General features: G+C 66.0%; 18 protein-coding genes and 1 tRNA gene. 5 read left to right on the forward strand and 14 right to left on the reverse strand.

Annotation, left to right across the window (positions count from 1 at the left end):
- Positions 1–61 precede the first annotated feature (61 nt).
- The 4 genes from bhcD to bhcA form a co-directional block, all read right to left on the reverse strand.
- Positions 62–1,024 (reverse strand): iminosuccinate reductase BhcD, encoded by a 963-nt coding sequence (bhcD, locus tag BMW66_RS02555; RefSeq protein ID WP_093115075.1) that lies wholly within the window; start codon positions 1,022–1,024, stop codon positions 62–64.
- 69 nt (positions 1,025–1,093) lie between these two features.
- Complete coding sequence (gene bhcC / locus BMW66_RS02560) at positions 1,094–2,257, reverse strand: 3-hydroxy-D-aspartate aldolase BhcC (RefSeq protein ID WP_093115077.1); 1,164 nt, start codon at positions 2,255–2,257, stop codon at positions 1,094–1,096.
- A 50-nt stretch (positions 2,258–2,307) separates the two neighbouring features.
- Positions 2,308–3,276: a beta-hydroxyaspartate dehydratase BhcB gene (gene bhcB / locus BMW66_RS02565; protein WP_093115079.1), complete on the reverse strand. Its 969-nt coding sequence runs from the start codon at positions 3,274–3,276 to the stop codon at positions 2,308–2,310.
- 1 nt (position 3,277) lies between these two features.
- Positions 3,278–4,468: an L-aspartate--glyoxylate aminotransferase BhcA gene (bhcA, locus tag BMW66_RS02570; protein WP_093115081.1), complete on the reverse strand. Its 1,191-nt coding sequence runs from the start codon at positions 4,466–4,468 to the stop codon at positions 3,278–3,280.
- 196 nt (positions 4,469–4,664) lie between these two features.
- Between bhcA and bhcR the strand changes: the two genes are divergently transcribed.
- On the forward strand, positions 4,665–5,471 hold the full coding sequence (gene bhcR / locus BMW66_RS02575) for an HTH-type transcriptional regulator BhcR (protein WP_093115083.1): 807 nt from the start codon (positions 4,665–4,667) through the stop codon (positions 5,469–5,471).
- 14 nt (positions 5,472–5,485) lie between these two features.
- On the opposite strand, the gene BMW66_RS02580 is transcribed toward bhcR, so the two are convergent.
- Complete coding sequence (locus tag BMW66_RS02580; protein ID WP_093115085.1) at positions 5,486–6,304, reverse strand: bifunctional allantoicase/(S)-ureidoglycine aminohydrolase; 819 nt, start codon at positions 6,302–6,304, stop codon at positions 5,486–5,488.
- 262 nt (positions 6,305–6,566) lie between these two features.
- Between BMW66_RS02580 and BMW66_RS02585 the strand changes: the two genes are divergently transcribed.
- A complete protein-coding gene (locus BMW66_RS02585; RefSeq protein ID WP_093115087.1) occupies positions 6,567–6,905 on the forward strand; it encodes a cupredoxin domain-containing protein in 339 nt (112 codons plus the stop codon).
- 76 nt (positions 6,906–6,981) lie between these two features.
- Here BMW66_RS02585 and BMW66_RS02590 read toward each other — a convergent pair whose 3' ends face one another.
- Genes BMW66_RS02590 through BMW66_RS02600 form a run of 3 tightly spaced genes read right to left on the reverse strand, consistent with a single transcriptional unit; the run spans position 6,982 to position 10,390 of the window.
- Positions 6,982–8,565 carry a 5-guanidino-2-oxopentanoate decarboxylase gene (locus tag BMW66_RS02590; protein WP_093115089.1) on the reverse strand — a complete coding sequence of 528 codons (1,584 nt, stop codon included), beginning with the start codon at positions 8,563–8,565 and terminating at the stop codon, positions 6,982–6,984.
- Positions 8,562–9,749, reverse strand: a complete 1,188-nt coding sequence (locus tag BMW66_RS02595) for a pyridoxal phosphate-dependent aminotransferase (RefSeq protein ID WP_093115091.1) — start codon at positions 9,747–9,749, stop codon at positions 8,562–8,564. Before BMW66_RS02595 ends, BMW66_RS02590 begins: the two co-directional genes overlap by 4 nt.
- The gene (locus BMW66_RS02600; RefSeq protein WP_093115093.1) at positions 9,746–10,390 is read right to left on the reverse strand and encodes a TetR/AcrR family transcriptional regulator; all 645 of its coding nucleotides are present in this window, start codon (positions 10,388–10,390) and stop codon (positions 9,746–9,748) included. Before BMW66_RS02600 ends, BMW66_RS02595 begins: the two co-directional genes overlap by 4 nt.
- Before the next feature lie 183 nt (positions 10,391–10,573).
- Here BMW66_RS02600 and BMW66_RS02605 point away from each other — a divergent pair.
- A tRNA-Ala gene (locus tag BMW66_RS02605) sits at positions 10,574–10,649 on the forward strand.
- A gap of 107 nt (positions 10,650–10,756) precedes the next feature.
- Here BMW66_RS02605 and BMW66_RS02610 read toward each other — a convergent pair.
- The 6 genes from BMW66_RS02610 to ilvD form a co-directional block, all read right to left on the reverse strand.
- A complete protein-coding gene (locus tag BMW66_RS02610) occupies positions 10,757–11,260 on the reverse strand; it encodes a MarR family winged helix-turn-helix transcriptional regulator (RefSeq protein WP_093115095.1) in 504 nt (167 codons plus the stop codon).
- 8 nt (positions 11,261–11,268) lie between these two features.
- Positions 11,269–12,570 (reverse strand): TRAP transporter large permease, encoded by a 1,302-nt coding sequence (locus BMW66_RS02615; protein ID WP_093115097.1) that lies wholly within the window; start codon positions 12,568–12,570, stop codon positions 11,269–11,271.
- Entirely contained in the window at positions 12,570–13,082 is a 513-nt protein-coding gene (locus BMW66_RS02620) for a TRAP transporter small permease (protein WP_175483143.1), read from the reverse strand. The genes BMW66_RS02615 and BMW66_RS02620 overlap by 1 nt, the downstream gene beginning before the upstream one ends.
- A 61-nt stretch (positions 13,083–13,143) precedes the next feature.
- Positions 13,144–14,190 carry a TRAP transporter substrate-binding protein gene (locus BMW66_RS02625; RefSeq protein WP_093115101.1) on the reverse strand — a complete coding sequence of 349 codons (1,047 nt, stop codon included), beginning with the start codon at positions 14,188–14,190 and terminating at the stop codon, positions 13,144–13,146.
- Positions 14,191–14,228: 38 nt separating this feature from the next.
- The gene (locus BMW66_RS02630) at positions 14,229–15,116 is read right to left on the reverse strand and encodes an NAD(P)-dependent oxidoreductase (RefSeq protein ID WP_093115103.1); all 888 of its coding nucleotides are present in this window, start codon (positions 15,114–15,116) and stop codon (positions 14,229–14,231) included.
- Positions 15,113–16,879 carry a dihydroxy-acid dehydratase gene (gene ilvD / locus BMW66_RS02635; RefSeq protein WP_093115105.1) on the reverse strand — a complete coding sequence of 589 codons (1,767 nt, stop codon included), beginning with the start codon at positions 16,877–16,879 and terminating at the stop codon, positions 15,113–15,115. The genes BMW66_RS02630 and ilvD overlap by 4 nt, the downstream gene beginning before the upstream one ends.
- Before the next feature lie 124 nt (positions 16,880–17,003).
- On the opposite strand from ilvD, the gene BMW66_RS02640 reads away from it, so the two are divergent.
- The gene (locus BMW66_RS02640; RefSeq protein WP_175483144.1) at positions 17,004–17,759 is read left to right on the forward strand and encodes a hydroxypyruvate isomerase family protein; all 756 of its coding nucleotides are present in this window, start codon (positions 17,004–17,006) and stop codon (positions 17,757–17,759) included.
- A complete protein-coding gene (locus BMW66_RS02645) occupies positions 17,756–18,541 on the forward strand; it encodes a 2-keto-4-pentenoate hydratase (RefSeq protein ID WP_093115109.1) in 786 nt (261 codons plus the stop codon). Before BMW66_RS02640 ends, BMW66_RS02645 begins: the two co-directional genes overlap by 4 nt.
- Positions 18,542–18,616 lie beyond the last annotated feature (75 nt).

The following is an 18,616-nucleotide window of genomic DNA, read 5'->3' on the forward strand; positions in this document are numbered from 1 at the left end:
CCGTTGTGGTGGTGCTTTCATGCAGTTCACCGGGTTTGCGCGGGAAACACCAGCCCCCGCTTCAGAAATCCACCTCGATGGCGACGCCTTTTTCACCGGCCAAACGCACCGCCGCCGCCGCCACCGCGAGATCCTGAAGCCCCACGCCGGTGCCGTCGAACAGCGTGACCTCCCGCGCGCCTTCGCGTCCCGGATAGGTGCCGTTGATCACCGCGCCGATCTCGGCGATGTCGTCGGCACCGATCAGCCCCGCGGCCACCGCGTGCTGACATTCCCCGATGCTGACCGATTGCGCCACCTCGTCGGTGAAACGGCGGGCGCGGGCGACCAGCGCGGGCTCCAGCTCCTGCTTGCCCTTGGTGTCGGTGCCCATGCTGGCGATATGCGTGCCGTCGGCGACATGATCGCTCATCAGGATGGGATCGAAACTTGACGTGATGGTGATGATCACATCCGCCTCCCGCATCTGGGGCAGGTCCACCGCCTCGAAGGGCAGATCATGCTCTTGCGCCACCTCTTGCAGACGGCTGAGGCGTTCGGGATGCAGGTTCCAGCCGATCACCCTCTCGAATCGCCGCTGCGCCAGCGCCGCACGCATCTGGAATGTGGACTGATGACCTGCCCCGATCATGCCCAACACCTTGGCGTCCGGCCGCGCTAGATGCCGGATCGACACCGCAGCGGCCGCCGCCGTGCGCAGCGCGGTCAGAAGATTGCCGCCCACAAGCGCCGTGGCCCGCCCGGTGTCGGGATCGAACAGAATCACGGTGGACTGATGATTGGTCAGCCCCTTGTCGGCGTTGCCCGGCCAGTAGCCTCCCGATTTCAGGCCCATGACAAGGCCGGCCCGGTCAAACCCGCTCTTGAACCCATAGAGCGCGTCGGCATGGCCGATCGCCTCGCGAATCACGGGGAAGTTAAGGGCCTCCCCGCGCGCCATCGCGCCGAACACGTTCTCAACCGCGTCGAACGCGGCCTCGGGCGTGATCAGCCCGGCAATCTCCCGTTCGGGAACGATGATCATCGCGCAATCCTTCTTTTCAGTATCGGTGCGCCCGCCCGATCCGGCGGGCGCCTCTGACCAAGCCCCGAATCAGTAGGCCCGCCCGCGCGCCGTGACAGGCCAGACGCATTCCACCTTGCCGCCGCGCACGCCCACATACCAGTCATGCGCGTTGCACGTCGGGTCGCAGTGGCCCGGCACCAGCTTGAGTTTCTCGTTGATCTTCAGCACGCCATCGGGGTCGGCGATCACGCCATGCTCGTCCGAGCATTTGATGTATTCCACATCGTCCCGGCCAAAGATCACCGGCAGCCCGCTATCGACCGACTGCGCCTTCAGCCCCGCATCGCAGATCGCCTTGTCGGGTTTGGCGTGGCTCATCACGCTTGTGAGCAGGAAGAGCGCATTCTCCCACTCGCCCTGATCGATCCGCTGGCCATTCTCATCCAGAATGCGCCCGTAATCGGCATCCATGAAGGCGTATGATCCGGCCTGAAGCTCGTTAAACACGCCCGAGTTGGACTCGAAGTAATAGCTGCCGGTGCCGCCGCCCGACACCAGCTCCGGCTTCAGCCCCTCGGCGGTCAGCGCCTCGACCGCGTCGCGCACCATGGCGATGGCAATGTCGAGCTTGGCCTTGCGGTCCTCGTATGCGTCGATGTGCTGCATCGCGCCCTGATAGGCTTGGATACCGCTGAACTTCAGCCCATCGGCCGCGTCGATCGCCCTGGCGATGGCGACGACATCCTCTGTTGTCGTCACGCCGCAGCGCCCCGCGCCGCAGTCGATTTCCACGAAGCATTCGATCTGCGTTCCATGCGCGGCGGCGGCGGTGGACAGGTCCGCCACATTGTCGATATCATCGACGCAAACGATCACCCGGCAGCCGTATTTCGGCATTCGCGCCAGAAGGTCGATCTTGGCCGCGTCGCGCACCTGATTGGACACCAGTATATCCTTGATCCCTCCACGGGCGAACACCTCTGCCTCGGACACCTTCTGGCAGCAGACCCCGACAGAGTTGCCCAGCTTTTCCTGCAATTTCGCCACGTCCACGGACTTGTGCATCTTGCCATGCACCCGGTGGCGCATCCCGTGCGCCTTGGCATAATCGCCCATCTTCCTGATATTGCGCTCCAGCGCGTCGAGATCGAGGATCAGGCACGGGGTTTGAATATCCGCCTCATCCATACCGGGCTTGGCCGGGATGTCGAAGCCGACTTCGAAGTCGTCTAGGTTGGTCACGTCTTTCATCCTTCAGGTCCTTTCCGTTCGCGCGCGCATTGTCGCGCGGCGCCAGATTTTCAGCTTTCCATCCAGGGCAGCCTGTCGAGATCGACATTCCCCCCGGTGATGATCACGCCCACGCGCCGGCCCGCGAACCGCTCGCGGTTCTTGAGGATGGTCGCCAGCGGCACGGCGCTTGATGCCTCCATCACGATCTTCATGCGTGCCCACGTCAGGCGCATCGCGTCGATGATCTCCTGCTCGGAGGCGGTCAGAATATCGGTGACGTGATGGCTCACGAAATGCCATGTCAGGTCCTTGAGCGGCACCTTGAGCCCGTCCGCCACCGTCACCGGCGCGTCATCGGCGATGATGTGTCCGGCCCTGAAGCTGCGGCAGGCGTCGTCGGCCTGCTCCGGCTCGGCCGCGAAAACCTCCACCTCCGGCGCGAGATTCGACAGCGTCAGGCAGGTGCCCGAGATCATGCCGCCCCCGCCAATGGGCGCGATCACCGCATCCAGCCCCTCGACCTGCTCGCGCAACTCGGCAGAGCATGTCCCCTGCCCCGCGATCACGCGCGGATCGTTGTAGGGGTGAACGAAATCCGCGCCGGTCTCTTCCTGCACCCGCGCGAAGACCTCTTCGCGCGAGGAGGTGGAGGGCTCGCATTCGGTGATCTTCCCGCCATAGGCGATCACGGCCTCCTTCTTGGCCTGCGGCGCGGTGCGCGGCATCACCACATGGCAGGGAATCCCCCGCCGCCCGGCGGCATAGGACAGGCTCAGCGCGTGATTGCCGCTCGAATGCGTCGCCGCGCCCTTCGCGGCCTGCTCGTCGCTCAGCCCGAACACCGCGTTGGAGGCGCCGCGCACCTTGAACGCCCCGGCCTTCTGGAAGTTCTCGCATTTGAAGAACAGCTCCGCCCCGGTCAGTTCATTGAGAAACGAAGAGGTCAGGACCGGCGTGCGATGCACATGGGGCGCGATCCGCACGCGCGCGGCCAGCATGTCATCGAGGTTGGGTATATACATCGGCGCATCCTTCATCTCAGGCCGCCTCGCGCCGGCCGTTGCCCGCGCTGCGGCGATAGACTTCCTGCGCGGCGGCCACGCCGGAGCCGAGCGTCACATCCATCCCCAGATCGGCCATGCACATCTCGGCGGTGGCGATCCCGGAAAGGGCCATCACATCGGTCAGAGAGCCGAGGTGCCCGATACGGAACACCTTGCCCGCGACCTCGCCCAGCCCGACACCGAAGGCCACACCATAAACGTCGGCCGCATGGGTCACGATATCGGTGGCGTTGACCCCTTCGGGCGTGCGGATCGCGCTCACGCTGTCGGAATAAAGCTCCGGCGCGTTGGCGCAAAGCTCCAGCCCCCAGGCCCGAACAGCCGCCCGCACCCCCTCCGCGATACGGTGGTGGCGGGCAAACACGGCCTCAAGCCCTTCGGCGAGCAGCATGTCACAGCTCTGGTTCAGACCGTTGAGCAACCCCACCGCCGGGGTGAAGGGATAGCCGTTCGCGGCATAGCTGCGCCCCATGTCGCGAATGTCGAAGAAGGTGCGCGGCAGCGTCGCGCGCTCCACCGCTGCCATCGCGCGGGGCGAAAACCCGACGATGGCCAGCCCGGCCGGCAGCATGAACCCCTTCTGCGATCCGGTCACGGCAACATCCACGCCCCATTCGTCCATACGGAAATCCATGGAGGCGATGGAACTCACCCCATCGACGAGAAGCAGCGCCGGATGCCCGGCGGCCTCCATCGCCCGGCGCACCGCCGCGATGTCGGATGTCACGCCGGTCGCGGTCTCGTTATGGGTGGCCAGAACGGCCTTGATCTCGTGGCCCGCGTCGGCGGTCAGGATCTCCTCGAAGCGGTCGGCGGGAATGCCGTCGCCCCAGGGCGTTTCGACCACCTCGACCGTCAGCCCGTGCCGCTCGCACATGTCGATCCAGCGCTGGCTGAACATGCCGTTGCGCGCCGCCAGCACCCGGTCGCCGGGGCAAAGCGTGTTGGTGATCGCCACCTCCCAGCCCCCCGTTCCGGTCGAGGGAAAGAAGAACACCTCCGCCGCCTCGCTTTTCAGCACGGCCTTCACCTTCTCGCGCGCCGGATGCAGGATCTCGGCGAACAGCGCGGAACGGTGGTCGATCGTCGGCATGTCCACCGCGCGGCGCAGCGCCTCGGGGATATTGGTCGGGCCGGGAATGAAAACCGGGTTCTGAAAGCTCATGGCAGGCTCCTTGGCTTGGCTTGACGCAAGGATAGGCCCGCCTCCGTCATACCGCAATTTTTTTGAAAACATTTTTCAGAAACGGCGAAAGGGTAATTCTTAACCTTATTACAATCACTTGATATTTTTCACTGCACAAAATAATATTTCAAAATAGCTCAGCCCCCCGCCCTCGGCGGCAACACACAGGTATCCCATGCCCCCGAAACTCCGCCAGCGCGGTCGCCCCAAGGCGTTCCACGATCAGACCGAAAAGACCCGGATTCAGTCGCTTGACCGCGCGCTTGACGTGCTGGAGGCGTTGGCGGCACAAGGCGGTCAGACCCTCACCGAAATCGCGGAGGATCTGGGGCAATCCCCGGCCACGATCTACCGCATCCTCACCACGCTGGAGGTGCGCGGCATGGCCGAGGCCGATCCCGGCGATCAGACATGGCACGTCGGCCCCGGCGCCTTCCGGCTCGGCTCCGCCTTCCTGCGCCGCGCCTCGGTGGTGGAACGCGCCCGCCCCGTCATGCGCAGCCTGATGGAATCGACCGGAGAGACCGCCAATCTTGCGATCGAGAAGGGCGGGAAGATTCTGTTCCTGTCGCAGGTCGAAACGCATGAAACGATCCGCGCCTTTTCCCCCCCCGGCACGCAAAGCCCGCTGCACGCCTCCGGCATCGGCAAGGCGCTTCTGGCCTTTGCCGACCCGGCCCGCATCGACGGCTTCCTGCGCGACACCCTAGAGGCGTTCACGCCCAAGACGATCACCGACCCGGCGGCCATGCGCGCCGATCTCGACCGCATTCGCGTGTGTGGCTACAGTTTCGACGACGAGGAACGGACCGAGGGGATGCGCTGCATCGCGGCCCCGATCCTGAACTTCTACGGTGAGGCGGTGGCGGGCATCTCCGTCTCCGGCCCGACCCACCGCATGCGCGAGGACCGTATCGAACACCTCGGGGCGTTGATATCCCGCGCCGCCGCCGATCTCTCCCGTGCCCTCGGCGCGCCCTGAAAGAAGGCGCGCGCTCAGCGCAGTGACATATGCCGGTTCACGTCCTTGTAAAGCAAATAGCGGAACCGTCCCGGCCCGCCCGCATAGCAGGCCTGCGGACAAAAGGCGCGCAGCCACATGAAATCGCCCGCCTCCACCTCGACCCAATCGCGGTTGAGCCTGTAGACCGCCTTGCCCTCCAGCACGTATAGCCCATGTTCCATCACATGGGTTTCCAGAAAGGGGATCACCGCTCCCGGCTCGAAGGTGACGATGTTCACATGCATGTCGTGGCGCAGATCGTCCGGATCGGCAAACCGCGTTGTCGCCCATTTGCCCTCCGTGTCCGGCATCGGCTGCGGCTGCACCTCGGCGTCCGAGGTGACAAAAGCCCCCGGTCGGTCCAGCCCCTCGACATCCTCATAGGCCTTGCGCACCCAGTGGAAACTCGCCGCCTCCTGCCCCGCGTTCCAGAGTGTCCAGTCCGCCCCGGCAGGAATATAGGCATAGCCGCCCGCGCCCATCTCATGCGCCGTCCCGTCGATCGTCAGCCGCAGCATGCCCGCGACCACGAAGATCACCGCCTGCGCCCGGCTGTCCAGCTCCGGCCTGTCCGACCCGCCGCCCGCTGCCAGCTCTGCGATGGAATGCGAAAAGGTCTCGGCAAACCCGCTCATGGGCCGCGCCAGCACCCAGAACCGCGCCCCCTCCCAGAATGGCAGCCGCGAGGTGACGATATCGCTCATCGTGCCGGCGGGGATCACGGCGTAGGCGTCGGTAAAGACCGCCCTGCCGGTCAGAAGCTGGGTCTGCGGTGGCAACCCGCCTTGGGGAACGTGATAGGGGCCGGGCATGGGTGTCTCCTTGTGGCGGCGCGCGGCGAAAGGGCGCGCCACGTCATCAAACCGTGATCGCCCTGCATATCCAACCGCAATCGCGCGCTCCACACCCTGAAGGTGCCGTTCGGATTATTTGATAATCCCCCGGACGACCATCCGCCCCGGCCCGTTTCATCCGGGGCATGGTCAAATTCCTGCCGCAATTTCACTGTATTTGAAAAGGTGATCCTGAAAGGGGCACAGGTTCTACAGAATTGGTAACGAAAGAGGCTTTGAAATGGTGCACAGGACATTCGCTGCGGCCGCGCTGACCGTGATGGTCGGTGTCATGCCGCTTCAGGCGGCGGAACATCAGATCCTGATCATGGGTGACGGGTATTTCCCCGATGTCGCCTTTGTCGATCCCGGCGATACGGTGCAATTCGTCAATGTCACCGATCTCGCGGGCATGGCCACCGCCACCGACGCAAGCTGGGATTCCGGCGTTCTGGAACAGAACGAGAGCTTCACGCTTTCGGTGACCGAAGAAACCCATCTGGAGTTTGCGAACGGCGCCGATCCGGAAACCGCAACGATCCACGGCGCGCTGAGCTTCGAGCCTGCCCCCTTGCAATAATCCCTCCAAGGGCCTGGGAAGGGTCGCACACGCGGTGCGGCTCTTTCCACATGTGCATAAGGGGTAGCTCACCGCATCAGCGCGCGTCGACCTCCACCATCGCCGGGCCATCGCCGCGCCGCGCCGCGCGCAGGGCGGCGGCCACGTCCTGCGGGCCGGGCGCGCAGCGCGTGAACGGCATCCCGCAGGATCGCGCCACCGCTTCGAAGTCCGGCGGGACCGGATCGCAGCCCACCACCGCGACCCCGGCCTCGCGCATCGCGGTTTCGATTTCCCGATAGCCGAGATTGTTCCAGATCACGAAGGTGACGGGCAACTTCTCCTCCACCGCCACCATCATTTCGGGCAGGGTGAACTGCGCCCCGCCATCGCCGGTCAGCGCGATCACATCCGCCCCCGGCGCGCCGAGCGCGGCTCCCACCGCCGCCGGAATGGCATACCCCAGTGCGCCATAGCCGGTGGCCGAATTGAACCAGCCGCCCCTTCGGTCGTGATCGTAGTAGAGGTTCCCGGCGTAGACCGCCTGCGTCGAATCGCCGACGATCAGCGCATCCGGCACCGCATCGCGCATCGCCTCCAGCATATCGCAGAGCGCGCGCATCTGCGGGCCGATCTCCGCGCGCGCGGCCTGCCGGGCACCGGCCGCCCGCGCCGCGCCGTTGGCCTCCAAAGATCCGACATCGGCAAGTGCGGCATTGAGCGCCTCCAGCGTGGCCACCGCATCGCCATTGAGCGACAGGGCCGCATCGCGCCGGGCAAGCTGCTGCGGGCAGATATCCACCCGGATCAGCCCGGCCATCTCCGGCAGGTCGCCCCGCTCATACATGTCGTAGTCGGTCGGACCCAGCTCCGTGCCCACCGCCAGCACCGCATCGGCCCCCGCGATCAGATCGCGCACCGCCTGAAGGCTCGGGCTGGCGGGCACGCCAAGCGGATGGCCGTGGATCACGCCTCGCGCGTTCACCGTCTGCACCACCGGCGCGCCCAATCGTTCGGCCAGCGCGCGCAAAGACGCCGCCGCGCCGCGCGCCCCGCCCCCGACAAGGATCACCGGCGCCTTCGCCGCCCGCAGCCGCGCCGCCGCCTCTGCCATTTCTGCCGCGCCGGGGACTGGCGCGGCGGGCCGAGCGGGCTGCCCGGGCGCGGCGTCATACGGCGCCCCCGCCACGTCGAGCGGCAGTTCCACATGCGCCGGGCCCGGACGCCCGCCCTCGAAACAGGCGAACGCCCGATCGAGCGCCGGGGACAGATCGCCCGCCTGCCCCACCTGCTCGGAGACGAGCGCAACCCCGCGCGCCACCGCCTGCTGATCGGGCAATTCATGCAGATGACCCAGCCCCTTGCCAAGGCTCGGGCGCGCATTGACGCCAGAGACCACGAGCATCGGCACGCTGTCGGCGCGCGCCTGCGCCATCGGCGTCAGCGTATTGGTCAGCCCCGGCCCGGTGATCACGAAGGCCACGCCCGGCCGGCCCGAGGCGCGGGCATAGCCATCGGCCATGAACCCCGCCCCCTGTTCGTGCCGCGGCGTGACATGGCGGATCCCAGATCCCTCCAGCCCGCGATAAAGTTCGACCGTGTGCACGCCGGGGATGCCGAACACGGTCGCCACCCCGCGCGCCTTCAACTGCGCGACAAGTGCCTCTGCGATACTGGTCATGCCGGCTCTCCCACACAGGTATTGGCATGGGCCACGATCCGGTCGCAGGCGGCGTCGAACGCCGCATCCTCCACCGTCAGCGCGACGCGCACCCAGCCATCCAGAACCTCGCCAAAGGAGGCGCCGGGCATCACCGCCACCCCCTCGCGCTCCAGCAGATCGAGGGCATAGGCGTGCCCGTCCATCCCCGTTGCCGACACGTCGATCATGGCGAACATCCCGGCCTGCGGCATATGCACGCCAAGCGCGCTCTCGCCCGCCAGCCGGTCGCGCAGCCGCGCCGCGCGCGCCGAAAACCGCGCCCGCATGCCATCCGCCACGTCAGAGCCTTCGCGGATCGCGCGTTCCGTCATGTCCGCAAGAAACGGCTGATTGCCGAACAGCATCGTCTCCGACAGCGGCAGAAGCGCCTCCATGAATGCCTCCGGCCCGATGGCCCAACCGCTGCGGAACCCCGGCGCGGCGTGGGATTTCGAGATCGAGGAAACAACGATCACCCGCTCGGCCAGATCCGGCCACGCCAGCGGCGAGACGAACTCCGCCCCGTCGAACACCATCTCCTCATAGACTTCGTCGGCCACGATCCACAGGTCATGCGCGCGCGCCACCGCGCCGATCGCCTCCATATCCGCCGCGGTCAGGATCGCGCCGGTCGGATTGTGCGGCGTGTTGAGCAGGATCGCCCGCGTGCGCGGCGTCACCCGCGCGGCCACATCCTCCGCCGACAGCCGAAAGCCGCGTTCGGGGCGCAGCGGCACCGGCACCATGTCCGCGCCGGTGGCCCGGATCACCCCTTCATAGGTGGCATACATCGGATCGCCCACAAGCACCTCGTCGCCCGCCTCCACGATCCCCGTCATCACCGCGTAAAGCGCGGTCTGCGTGCCGGGAAAGCACATCACCTGATCGGGCGCGATCGCGCCTCCGGTGGTGTGCGTATAGCGTTCGGCCAGCGCCGCGCGCAGCCCCGGCTCTCCGCGCCCGTCGGAATAGCCGGTGCGCCCGCGCGCAAGCGCGTCCTGCGCCGCGTCGATGAGCATCTGCGGTGCGGGCACATCCGGTTCCCCGATGGTCAGCTCAATGACCTCGCGCCCCGCGGCGGCCATCTCGCGCGCCCTGAAATGCACGTCCCATTTCGCGCCGCCCAGTCCCGCCAGACGTGTGTTCACCGATGCCAGTCTCATGCTCTGCTATCCTCGCTTGTCAAATTCAACCCGACGATCGCCCCGACCGCCATCAACCCGAGATCGGGAAGCTCTCCGTCGGCGAAGGCGCCCGGAAGCGCCCCGCCCTCCAGCCAGAGCCCGTCGATGACCGCGTTGGCCGCGATCCCCAGCCGCCGAAGCTGCTCCGCACCCGGGTGCCGCCCCTCTTCCTCCAGCGCTGCCGCGATCAGCACCTCCAGCCGGTCGCGGAAATCGCGATAGGTGGCCTCATGGGTCGCACGCATCCGCTCGTTCTCGCGCACCGTCTTGAGGAATCCGGCCCAGAGCGCAACCGACGCGCCATCCACAACCGGCGGCGTCAGCCCGGCCACCACAAACCCCGCCAGCCGCGCCCGCGCCGTGGTCCCGTCCCCGGCCCCATCCGCCGTGGCCTGCGTCATCCGGTGCATATGCGCCTCGTAGGCGGCGGTCAGAAGCGCCTCCTTGCTGTCGAAATAGTGCCGGATCAACCCCTGCGTGACCTCGGCCCGTGCCGCGATCGCCCGCACCGTCGCCGCACCCATCCCCTGCTCGGAGATGAGCGCGAGCGTGGCCGCGATCAGCGCCTCGCGCCGCCGCTCGGCAGACTCGCGGGTAAAACTGCGGCGCGTATCGGTCAGGGCGGATCTCCGGGAATCAGAAGAGGCACGATCTTATACGAACGTATAATTACCACGAAACCCGGCCGCCGCCAACCCGTCAGCCGCGCCGCCAGCGCCCCCGCGCCGGGGGTGCGGGATTCTTTGGACAGGGCAGATTTTTCGCTTGATCCCGTCCGGCCGACGTCCTAGGTAGGCGCGGTCGGGGCCTTAGCTCAGTTGGGAGAGCGCTACAATGGCATTGTAGAGGTCAGGGGTTCGACTCCCCTAGGCTCCACCAGATCCCCTGTTCAGTCGATGCGTCGTCGTCCCGGGTTTCCCGTTTTCGCTCCGGGTTGCGTCATGGGCGGGCGCCGCGCGTCCCGCGCCGCGGGTCCGCGCAGCCGATCAGTCCTGGCCCTTGCGAAGCGCTCCGATCAGGTCCTTGAGCGTGCGGACGAACTCGGTGCGCCGCTCGGGGCCAATGGCGTCATTCAGCGCCTGAAGATGCAACGCAGCCTTTGCTTGCATACGGGCCTGCATCTCGATTCCGTCCTGCGTGGCGACGCACATATGGGTGCGCCGGTCGCGGATGGACAGGTGACGCACGATCAAGCCGTTGTCCTCCATCCAGCGCAAGGCGTTGGTGACGTTGGACTTGTCGCGTTGCGACGCCAGCCCGATCTGGGTCTGGGTGATACGGGGATTGTGCACGATCAGGGTCAGGATCGTGAAATACCCCGGCTTGAGAGCCTCGTCGCCCAGCCGCTTGCGGAAATCTTCGTAGGCCGCCTCATAGGCGACGCGCAGATACATCCCGATGAACTCGTGCAGGATACCGTGATCCAGCCGGTCGAAAGCCGGCGGGATCTGGTCTTCATAGATCAGAGGGGGCAGGATGGGATCAGACATCGCATCTCCTATTTCGCCAGTTCCGGCAGGATCGTGGCGATGGCTGGAACCGCGATGATAATGGCAATCCGAACAAGATCGGCCAGCACGAACGGCAGAATGCCACGGTAGACGGCGCCCATTGACAGATCGATGATCACCGACTTGATGACAAACAGGTTCAGCCCCACCGGCGGCGTGATCAGCGACAACTCGGTGACCATCACGGCGAAGATGCCGAACCAGATCGGGTCGAACCCAAGGTCCGTGACGATGGGAAAGAAAATCGGGATCGTCAGCAGGATCATGGACAGGCTTTCCATGAACATGCCGAGCACAAGGTAGATCGCGAAGATCACGAATATGACCGCTGTGGGGCCAAGCCCGAGCTCTGTGATCAGATCGGAGAGCGCGCCGGGCAGGCCAAGCAGGTTCATGAAGTTCGAAAATACCAGCGCCCCGATCAGCACGAGAAACAGGCTGGCCGTGGTCTGCACGGTTTCGACCAGCGAGTCGATGAACACGCGAAAGGACATCGACCGCCGCCACAGCGCGAAAACAAACGCGCCCGTGGCACCGACCCCGCCGGCCTCGGTCGGGGTGAAAACGCCCTGATAGAGCCCGCCAATGATACCGATGAACAAAAGAAGGATCGGCCCCACGCTGCGCAGGTTGCGAATCCGTTCGGGCCAGTCCTGTCGCGGCGCGGCGGGGGCGCAGCCCGGATCGAGTTGGGCGGTGATCCGGATCGCCACGAGATAGAGTGCGATCGCCAGCAGCCCCGGAAGGATACCGGCAATAAACAGCGCGCCGATATCGGTGCCGGTGGCAATTCCATAAAGCACCAGGATCACCGAGGGCGGAATAAGGATGCCAAGCGTTCCGCCCGACGCCACCGCCGCCGCCGCGAAACCGTCCGCGTATCCGTAGCGGCGCATTTCCGGCACCGCGACCTTCGCCATCGTCGCCGCGGTCGCAATGGACGACCCGCTGAGCGCGGAAAACCCGCCGCAGGCCAGCACGGTCGCCGCCGCCAGCCCGCCCCGCAGGTGGCCGACAAATCCGTGGCACAACCGGTAGAGGTCTTCGGACATGCGCGCGCGGGTGACGAAAACACCCATCAGGATGAACATCGGCAGGACCGACAGTTCATAGGACATGGTGGCGTTGATCGGCAACTGGCCGATCATGCCCATCGCGGTGCGTTCGGAAATGGTGAACCAGATTCCGCCCAGACCGACCAGCAGCATCGCCAGCGCGATCGGCATACCGATGATCATGAGCATGAAAACGCCGCCGAAGCTCAGCCCGGCAATCTCCCACAGTCCCATCAGCGCGACCCGCCCGCAGAAGGTTCGCCGCGCCCCGCGCGGCGCAGCACCTCCACGGCACAAAGCAGAAAGGCCAGCGCAGTGACCGCCAGCAGGACGGACATGCCCTGCGCGATCATCCCCTTGGGCACGCGGAGTTCCATCGTCACCTCGTTGTATTTCAGCAGACGTTCACCCTGTAGCCAGACACGCCAGGCGATGAATGCCATCAGGATCGCACCGACGGACTGGCTGAAAAAATCGGCCAGACGCGCCAGCATTGTCGGAAACTTGTCCGACAGGACCGTGACGCGGATATTGGCGCCGCGCCGCACCATCCATGGCAGGGCGCTGAACACGATCAGCCCCATGCCGATCTCGATCATCTCGAACCCGCCCATCAGCGGTTTGCGCAGCAGGTATCGCATGACGACGCCGACGAATGTGACCGTCATCACGAAAGCGGCGATCAGGCCCGACAGCCAGGCCAGCGCCAGACACAAACGGTCGAACAGTGTAAAAAGGCGGTGCATCCGGTGGCGGCTCCGTGGCATGGGCAGGCTGGCACCGCACGAGGCGGTGCCAGCTCCCGGTTCATTTCACGACGTTGACAACCTTGTCGGCACGATAGTGTTCAACCATGTCGCGGGCATAGGTGAGGATCGCCTCGCCATCGAAGCCCTTCTCCTCGGCCTGCTCAAGCCATTCGGTTTGCAGGGGTTCGAGCCTGTCGCGCGCCGTGGCCACATCCTCTTCGGACAGGGTCAGGAATTCGACACCCTTCTCGACCAGCTTTTCCTCGCCAAAGGTGTCGCCATTGGTCCATGCAAAACCGGCCAGAAGCGCGATCGCCATGCCGGAATGCTTGTTGACCGCGGCGCGCTGCTCGTCGGTCAGCCCGTTCCAGCTATCCTCGTTGAACGCGACCCAGAACGTGTCGGTGTAAAGACCGCCGGGAATGCGCGTGATCGAGTTGATGACCGGGGTGATGCCGAAGAAGTCGATGGATTCGGACGGAAATGTGATCCCGTCCGCGACACCGCGCGACATCGCGGTCTGCGCCTCGGTCGGGGGCAACTGTACCGGCGAGGCGCCCAGTTCGGACATGATGCGCCCGGTCACGTTGCCGCCAACGCGGATCGTCTTGCCTTCGAGATCGGACAGCGTTTCGACCCGGCCCTCGGCCATGTTGATATTCGGGTTGGAGTGAGTGAACAGCCCGACGACATGCGCGCCTTCATGCTCTCCATATTCGTCGCCGTATTTCTCATAGGTCTGCCATGCGGCCGCCGATCCGGCCCATGGGTCGGGCGACATGAACGGCAGGTCCATCACCTGCGTCATGGTGAACCGGCCGGCATTGTGACCGCTCACGCCATAGCCGACGTCAAACGACTGATCGAGCAAAAGATCGAACTGCGCCGGCGGCGGCCCAAGCGCCGATGTCATGACCTCGAATTGCAGCGATCCGCCGGTTTCATCCTCGATCGCGGCCGCCCACGGCTCGATGATGCCCGACACGATCAGGTGATGCGGCGGCAGCCAGCTTCCGACGCGCAGGGTCGTGACCTCCTGCGCCATCGCGGGCAGGCCGGTTGCACCGATCGCCGCGGATATTATCAGGGTCTTGAAGTGTTTCATGTCTTCCTCCGTGTTGGATTGAGTTTTTGTTGGTCTTGTTAAAGTTTCGTGGGGGCGCTCAGCTTGAAAACCTCAAGCGCATCCGCCGTTTCGCCACCACGCGCCTTCAGCAGGCGGAACTGCTCGGCCGCCATTGCCGTGAACGGCACCGGCGAGGTGCTGGACCGGGCAAGATCGCAGACGGAATCGAGATCCTTGAGCATGGTCTGGACATGGCCCAGCGGCGGCTCGTGCTGCGCGTTCACCATACGCGGCACGAAAAGCTGAAGCGGTTTGCTGTCGGCAAACCCGCCCGCCAGCGCCTCGGGCAGGCGCGAGGCGTCCACCCCCGCGTTCGTGGCAAGCCGCGTGGCCTCTGCCAGAACGGCCATGGTGCAGCCGACGATCACCTGATTGCACAGCTTGGTGGTCTGGCCGGCACCCACCGGCCCCATGAGGGTGAACCGAGACGCCATCTCCAGCACGATCTTTTCCACGCGGGCAAAGCCGTCCTCAGACCCGCCCGCCATGATCGCCAGCGTTCCCGCCTCGGCCCCCGGCACACCGCCCGAAACCGGCGCGTCGATCCAGTCCATGCCGACCTCGTCCTTGAGCCGGGCCGCCATCTCGCGCGTCGCGTCCGGCTGGATCGACGAGAAATCCACGAGGATCGCCCCCTCGCGCGCGCCGCGCGCCACGCCGTTGTCGCCGAATACCGCCTCTCGAACCGCGTCGGTGTCGGTCAGGCACAGGAACACGATATCCGATGCCGCGGCCACCTCCGCCGGGCTTTCGCCCAACGCCGCGCCGCGATCGACCAGCGACTGCGCCTTGGCGGCGGTGCGGTTCCAGACCGTGACGGAATGGCCCGCCTCGATCAGCCGGGCCGCCATCGGCGCACCCATCAGTCCGGTGCCGATATAGCCGAGTGTCGGTGTCTCGCTCATGCGCGTGGTCCTTTTGTCTTGCCCCGGCGCTGTTCCGGCCACTGGGCGTTTCCGGCATGGGTCACGGCGCCCTCATGCGCCTGACCCACGGTCGCGGCGTATTTCGACAAAAGCCCGCCCTTGTGCCGGATTTCAGGCGCGGACCAGCCGGCGCGGCGGCGCGCCAGCTCCTCCTCGGGCACGTCGAGCGTGATGGTCGCGGCCTTGCCGTCGATCGTGATGCTGTCGCCGTCCTGCACCAGCCCGAGCGGCCCGCCGGCCGCCGCCTCGGGCGCGGCATGGCCGATGCACATGCCGCGCGTGGCGCCCGAAAACCGCCCATCGGTCAGCAGGGCGACCTTCTCGCCCATGCCCTGCCCGTAGATCAGCGCGGTCAGACCCAGCATTTCGCGCATCCCCGGCCCGCCGACCGGGCCCTCGTTGCGCACGATCAACACCTGGCCTTCGGTGTAATCGCGGCTGTGCACCGCCTCGACCGCATCATCCTCGGATTCGAACACCCGCGCGATGCCGGTGAAGGTCAGCGATTTCAGCCCCGCCACCTTGAGCAGCGCACCGTCGGGGCACAGGTTGCCCTTGAGCACGACAACCCCGCCCGACGCCATGATCGCGTCGGACACCGGGCGGATCACCTCGCCATCGGGCGCTCGGGCATGCGCCACCTCTTCGGCGAGTGTCCGGCCGGTCACGGTCAGCGTGTCGCCATGCATGAAGCCATGCGCGATCAATTCCTTGATGACCACATGCGCGCCGCCGATCTCGTAGACGTCCTTGGCGTGGTATTTTCCGCCCGGCCGCAGGTTGCCGATGAACGGCGTGCGTTGCAGCACCGCGGCCACGTCGTCGGCAGTGAAGGCGATGCCCGCCTCATGGGCGATGGCCGGGATGTGCAGCGCGGTATTGGTGGATCCGCCGGTCGCCGCCACGATGGCGCAGGCATTCTCCAGCGCCTTGCGCGTGACGATATCGCGGGGCAGCGGCCCGCCGCGTTCCAGCATCTCCATCACCAGCGCGCCGGCCCTCTGGCCGACACCGCGCCGTTCGGAATAGACACCCGGAATCATCGCGGAATTGGGAACGGTCATACCCAGTGCCTCGGACACCATCGCCATCGTATTGGCGGTGAATTGCCCCGCGCAGGCGCCGATGGTCGGCTTGCAGGCTTCTTCGATCTGCGTCAGCTCGTCCTCGGTCATGGTGCCCGCCTGGACCGCGCCAACCGCTTCGAAGGCGTCCAGCACCGACACGTCGCGCCCCTGAAACCGCCCCGGCAGCGCCGAGCCGCCATAGACGAACACCGCCGGCACATTGCAGCGCACCATGCCCATGATCACACCCGGCAGGGTCTTGTCGCAGCCGCCATAGCCCACGATCCCGTCATAGGCGTGCCCGTGGATGACCGCCTCGATGCTGTCGGCGATGATCTCGCGGCTCACAAGGCTGAATTTCATGCCCTCGTGGTTCATGCCGATCCCGTCGGAAACGGAAATCGTGGTGAATTCGCGCGGCGTGCCGCCCGCCATGGCGACACCCTCCTTGGCGTAGTCCACCTGAGCGTAGTGGGTCATGTTGCAGGGCGTCACCTCGCCCTTCTGGCTCACGACGCCGATCATCGGCTTGGCAATCGCCTCGTCGTCCAGCCCCATCGCCCGCATGAAAACGCGGTGCGGGGTGCGGTCGATGCCGTCCGTCGTGATTCTGGAGCGCAGTTTTCTGCCGGACGTTTGAGTGTCGGGCTGGGTCTTGTCGGACGGGCCGGCCATGATGCTCCCCTCTGAGAAAGTTTCAACTAAGAATGTTTGTGCTTGCACCCAACACCCGAATCCCTTTTCCTGTCAACGTTGAATTTTCCGGGGTCCGTCGATGCACCTGATTGCGAATATTTCCATGCTATTCACCGAGGTTGCGCTGGCGGACCGTCTCGCCGCCGCGCGCGATGCCGGGTTTGACGGCGTGGAAATCCAGTTCCCCGAAGCCGCCGATATCGCCCCGCTGCGCGCCGCCATCGCGGCGACGGGCCTGCCGGTCGTGCTGATCAACGTGCCGCGCGGCACGGGTGACGAGGTGGGGCTTGCCGCCCTGCCCGGCCGCGGCGACGATTTCCGCGCCGCCGTCGCCACCTGCGCGCGGCAGGCCACCGCGCTGTCGGCCGACAAGGTCAATATCCTGTCGGGCCGCCCGCCCCCGGACGCGGACCCGGCGTTGTGCCGCCGCACGCTGATCGACAACCTGCGCCATGCTGCGGGCGTGATGGCGGACATCGGCGTGCGCGTCATGGTCGAGCCGGTCAATCCGCATGACGTGCCGGGCTTTTTCCTGACCGGCCTGCAAGACGCGCTCGACCTGCTGGACGAGGCGGAGCATGACAACCTCTTCGTGCAATTCGATTTCTATCACATGGCGATCACCGAGGCGGACCTGTGCGCCGCCATCGCGCAGGCCGGGCCGCGCATCGGCCATGTGCAATTTGCCGACGCGCCGGGCCGGAACGAACCGGGCACCGGCGATCTTGATTTCCCCGCCGCGCTCACCGCGCTTCGCAAGACCGGCTATGACGGGGCGCTCTCGGCGGAATACCGTCCGGCGGGCGACACGACGGCCGGGCTCGAATGGATCGACAGCTTCAGAAAGATGATCGCATGATGACAGAGACTGAAACCGTAACCCGGATCGTGCAGGACATTCGCGGCGGCGCACCCTTCAGCGCCCGTGAAACCGATCCGCCACGGGATTTGAAGGACGCCTACAAGACGCAGGACAGCGTCGCTGAAATCCTCACGCAGGATGGCGCCTTCGGCCCGGTCGCGGGCTGGAAGATCGCGGCCAATTCCACCGCCCTGCTGGACCGCTTCGGTCTGGGAGAACCTGCAAGCGGGCGGGTGTTCACCGCCCAGCGCCACGACAGCCCGGCAATGCTGCGGGCCGCGGATTACCGGCAGTTCGCGCTCGAACCGGAGATTGCCGCCGTCATGGGCACGACGCTCGCACCACAGGACGCCCCCTTCGGCACCCAAACGGTGCTGGCCGCCATCGACCGTTTCATCCCCGCGATAGAGCTGCTGGACATGCGTGAGACCGACATGGGCCGGATTCATCTTCCCGATGTCATCGCGCAGAACATCTCCAACGTGGGCGCGGTTCTCGGGGGGCCGGGCACCGCACCGGAAACCCTGAAACCGGATACGGTGCGCACGACGCTGGCGATCGACGGCGAAATCCGCCACGACGTGACCGGCGCCGCCCCGCAAGATCCGCTGAAGGCGGTGACATGGCTGGCCAATCATCTGGGCGAGCGGGGCCTGACGCTTCAGGCCGGTCAGGTGGTGCTATGCGGCACCCATAGCCCGATCTGGTATCACGACGGCACCGGCGAAATCGTGCTGGAGATGTCCGGACTGGGCAGCGCCACCCTGCGCCTGGACTGACGCGCCCCCTGAACGCGAGCCGGCAGCCGCGCGCGCGACTGCCGGTCCCTCGTGCCGCCCGGCAGGCCCGGTCAG

Origin of the sequence: Salinihabitans flavidus (genome assembly GCF_900110425.1) — a bacterium.
Lineage (GTDB): Bacteria > Pseudomonadota > Alphaproteobacteria > Rhodobacterales > Rhodobacteraceae > Salinihabitans > Salinihabitans flavidus.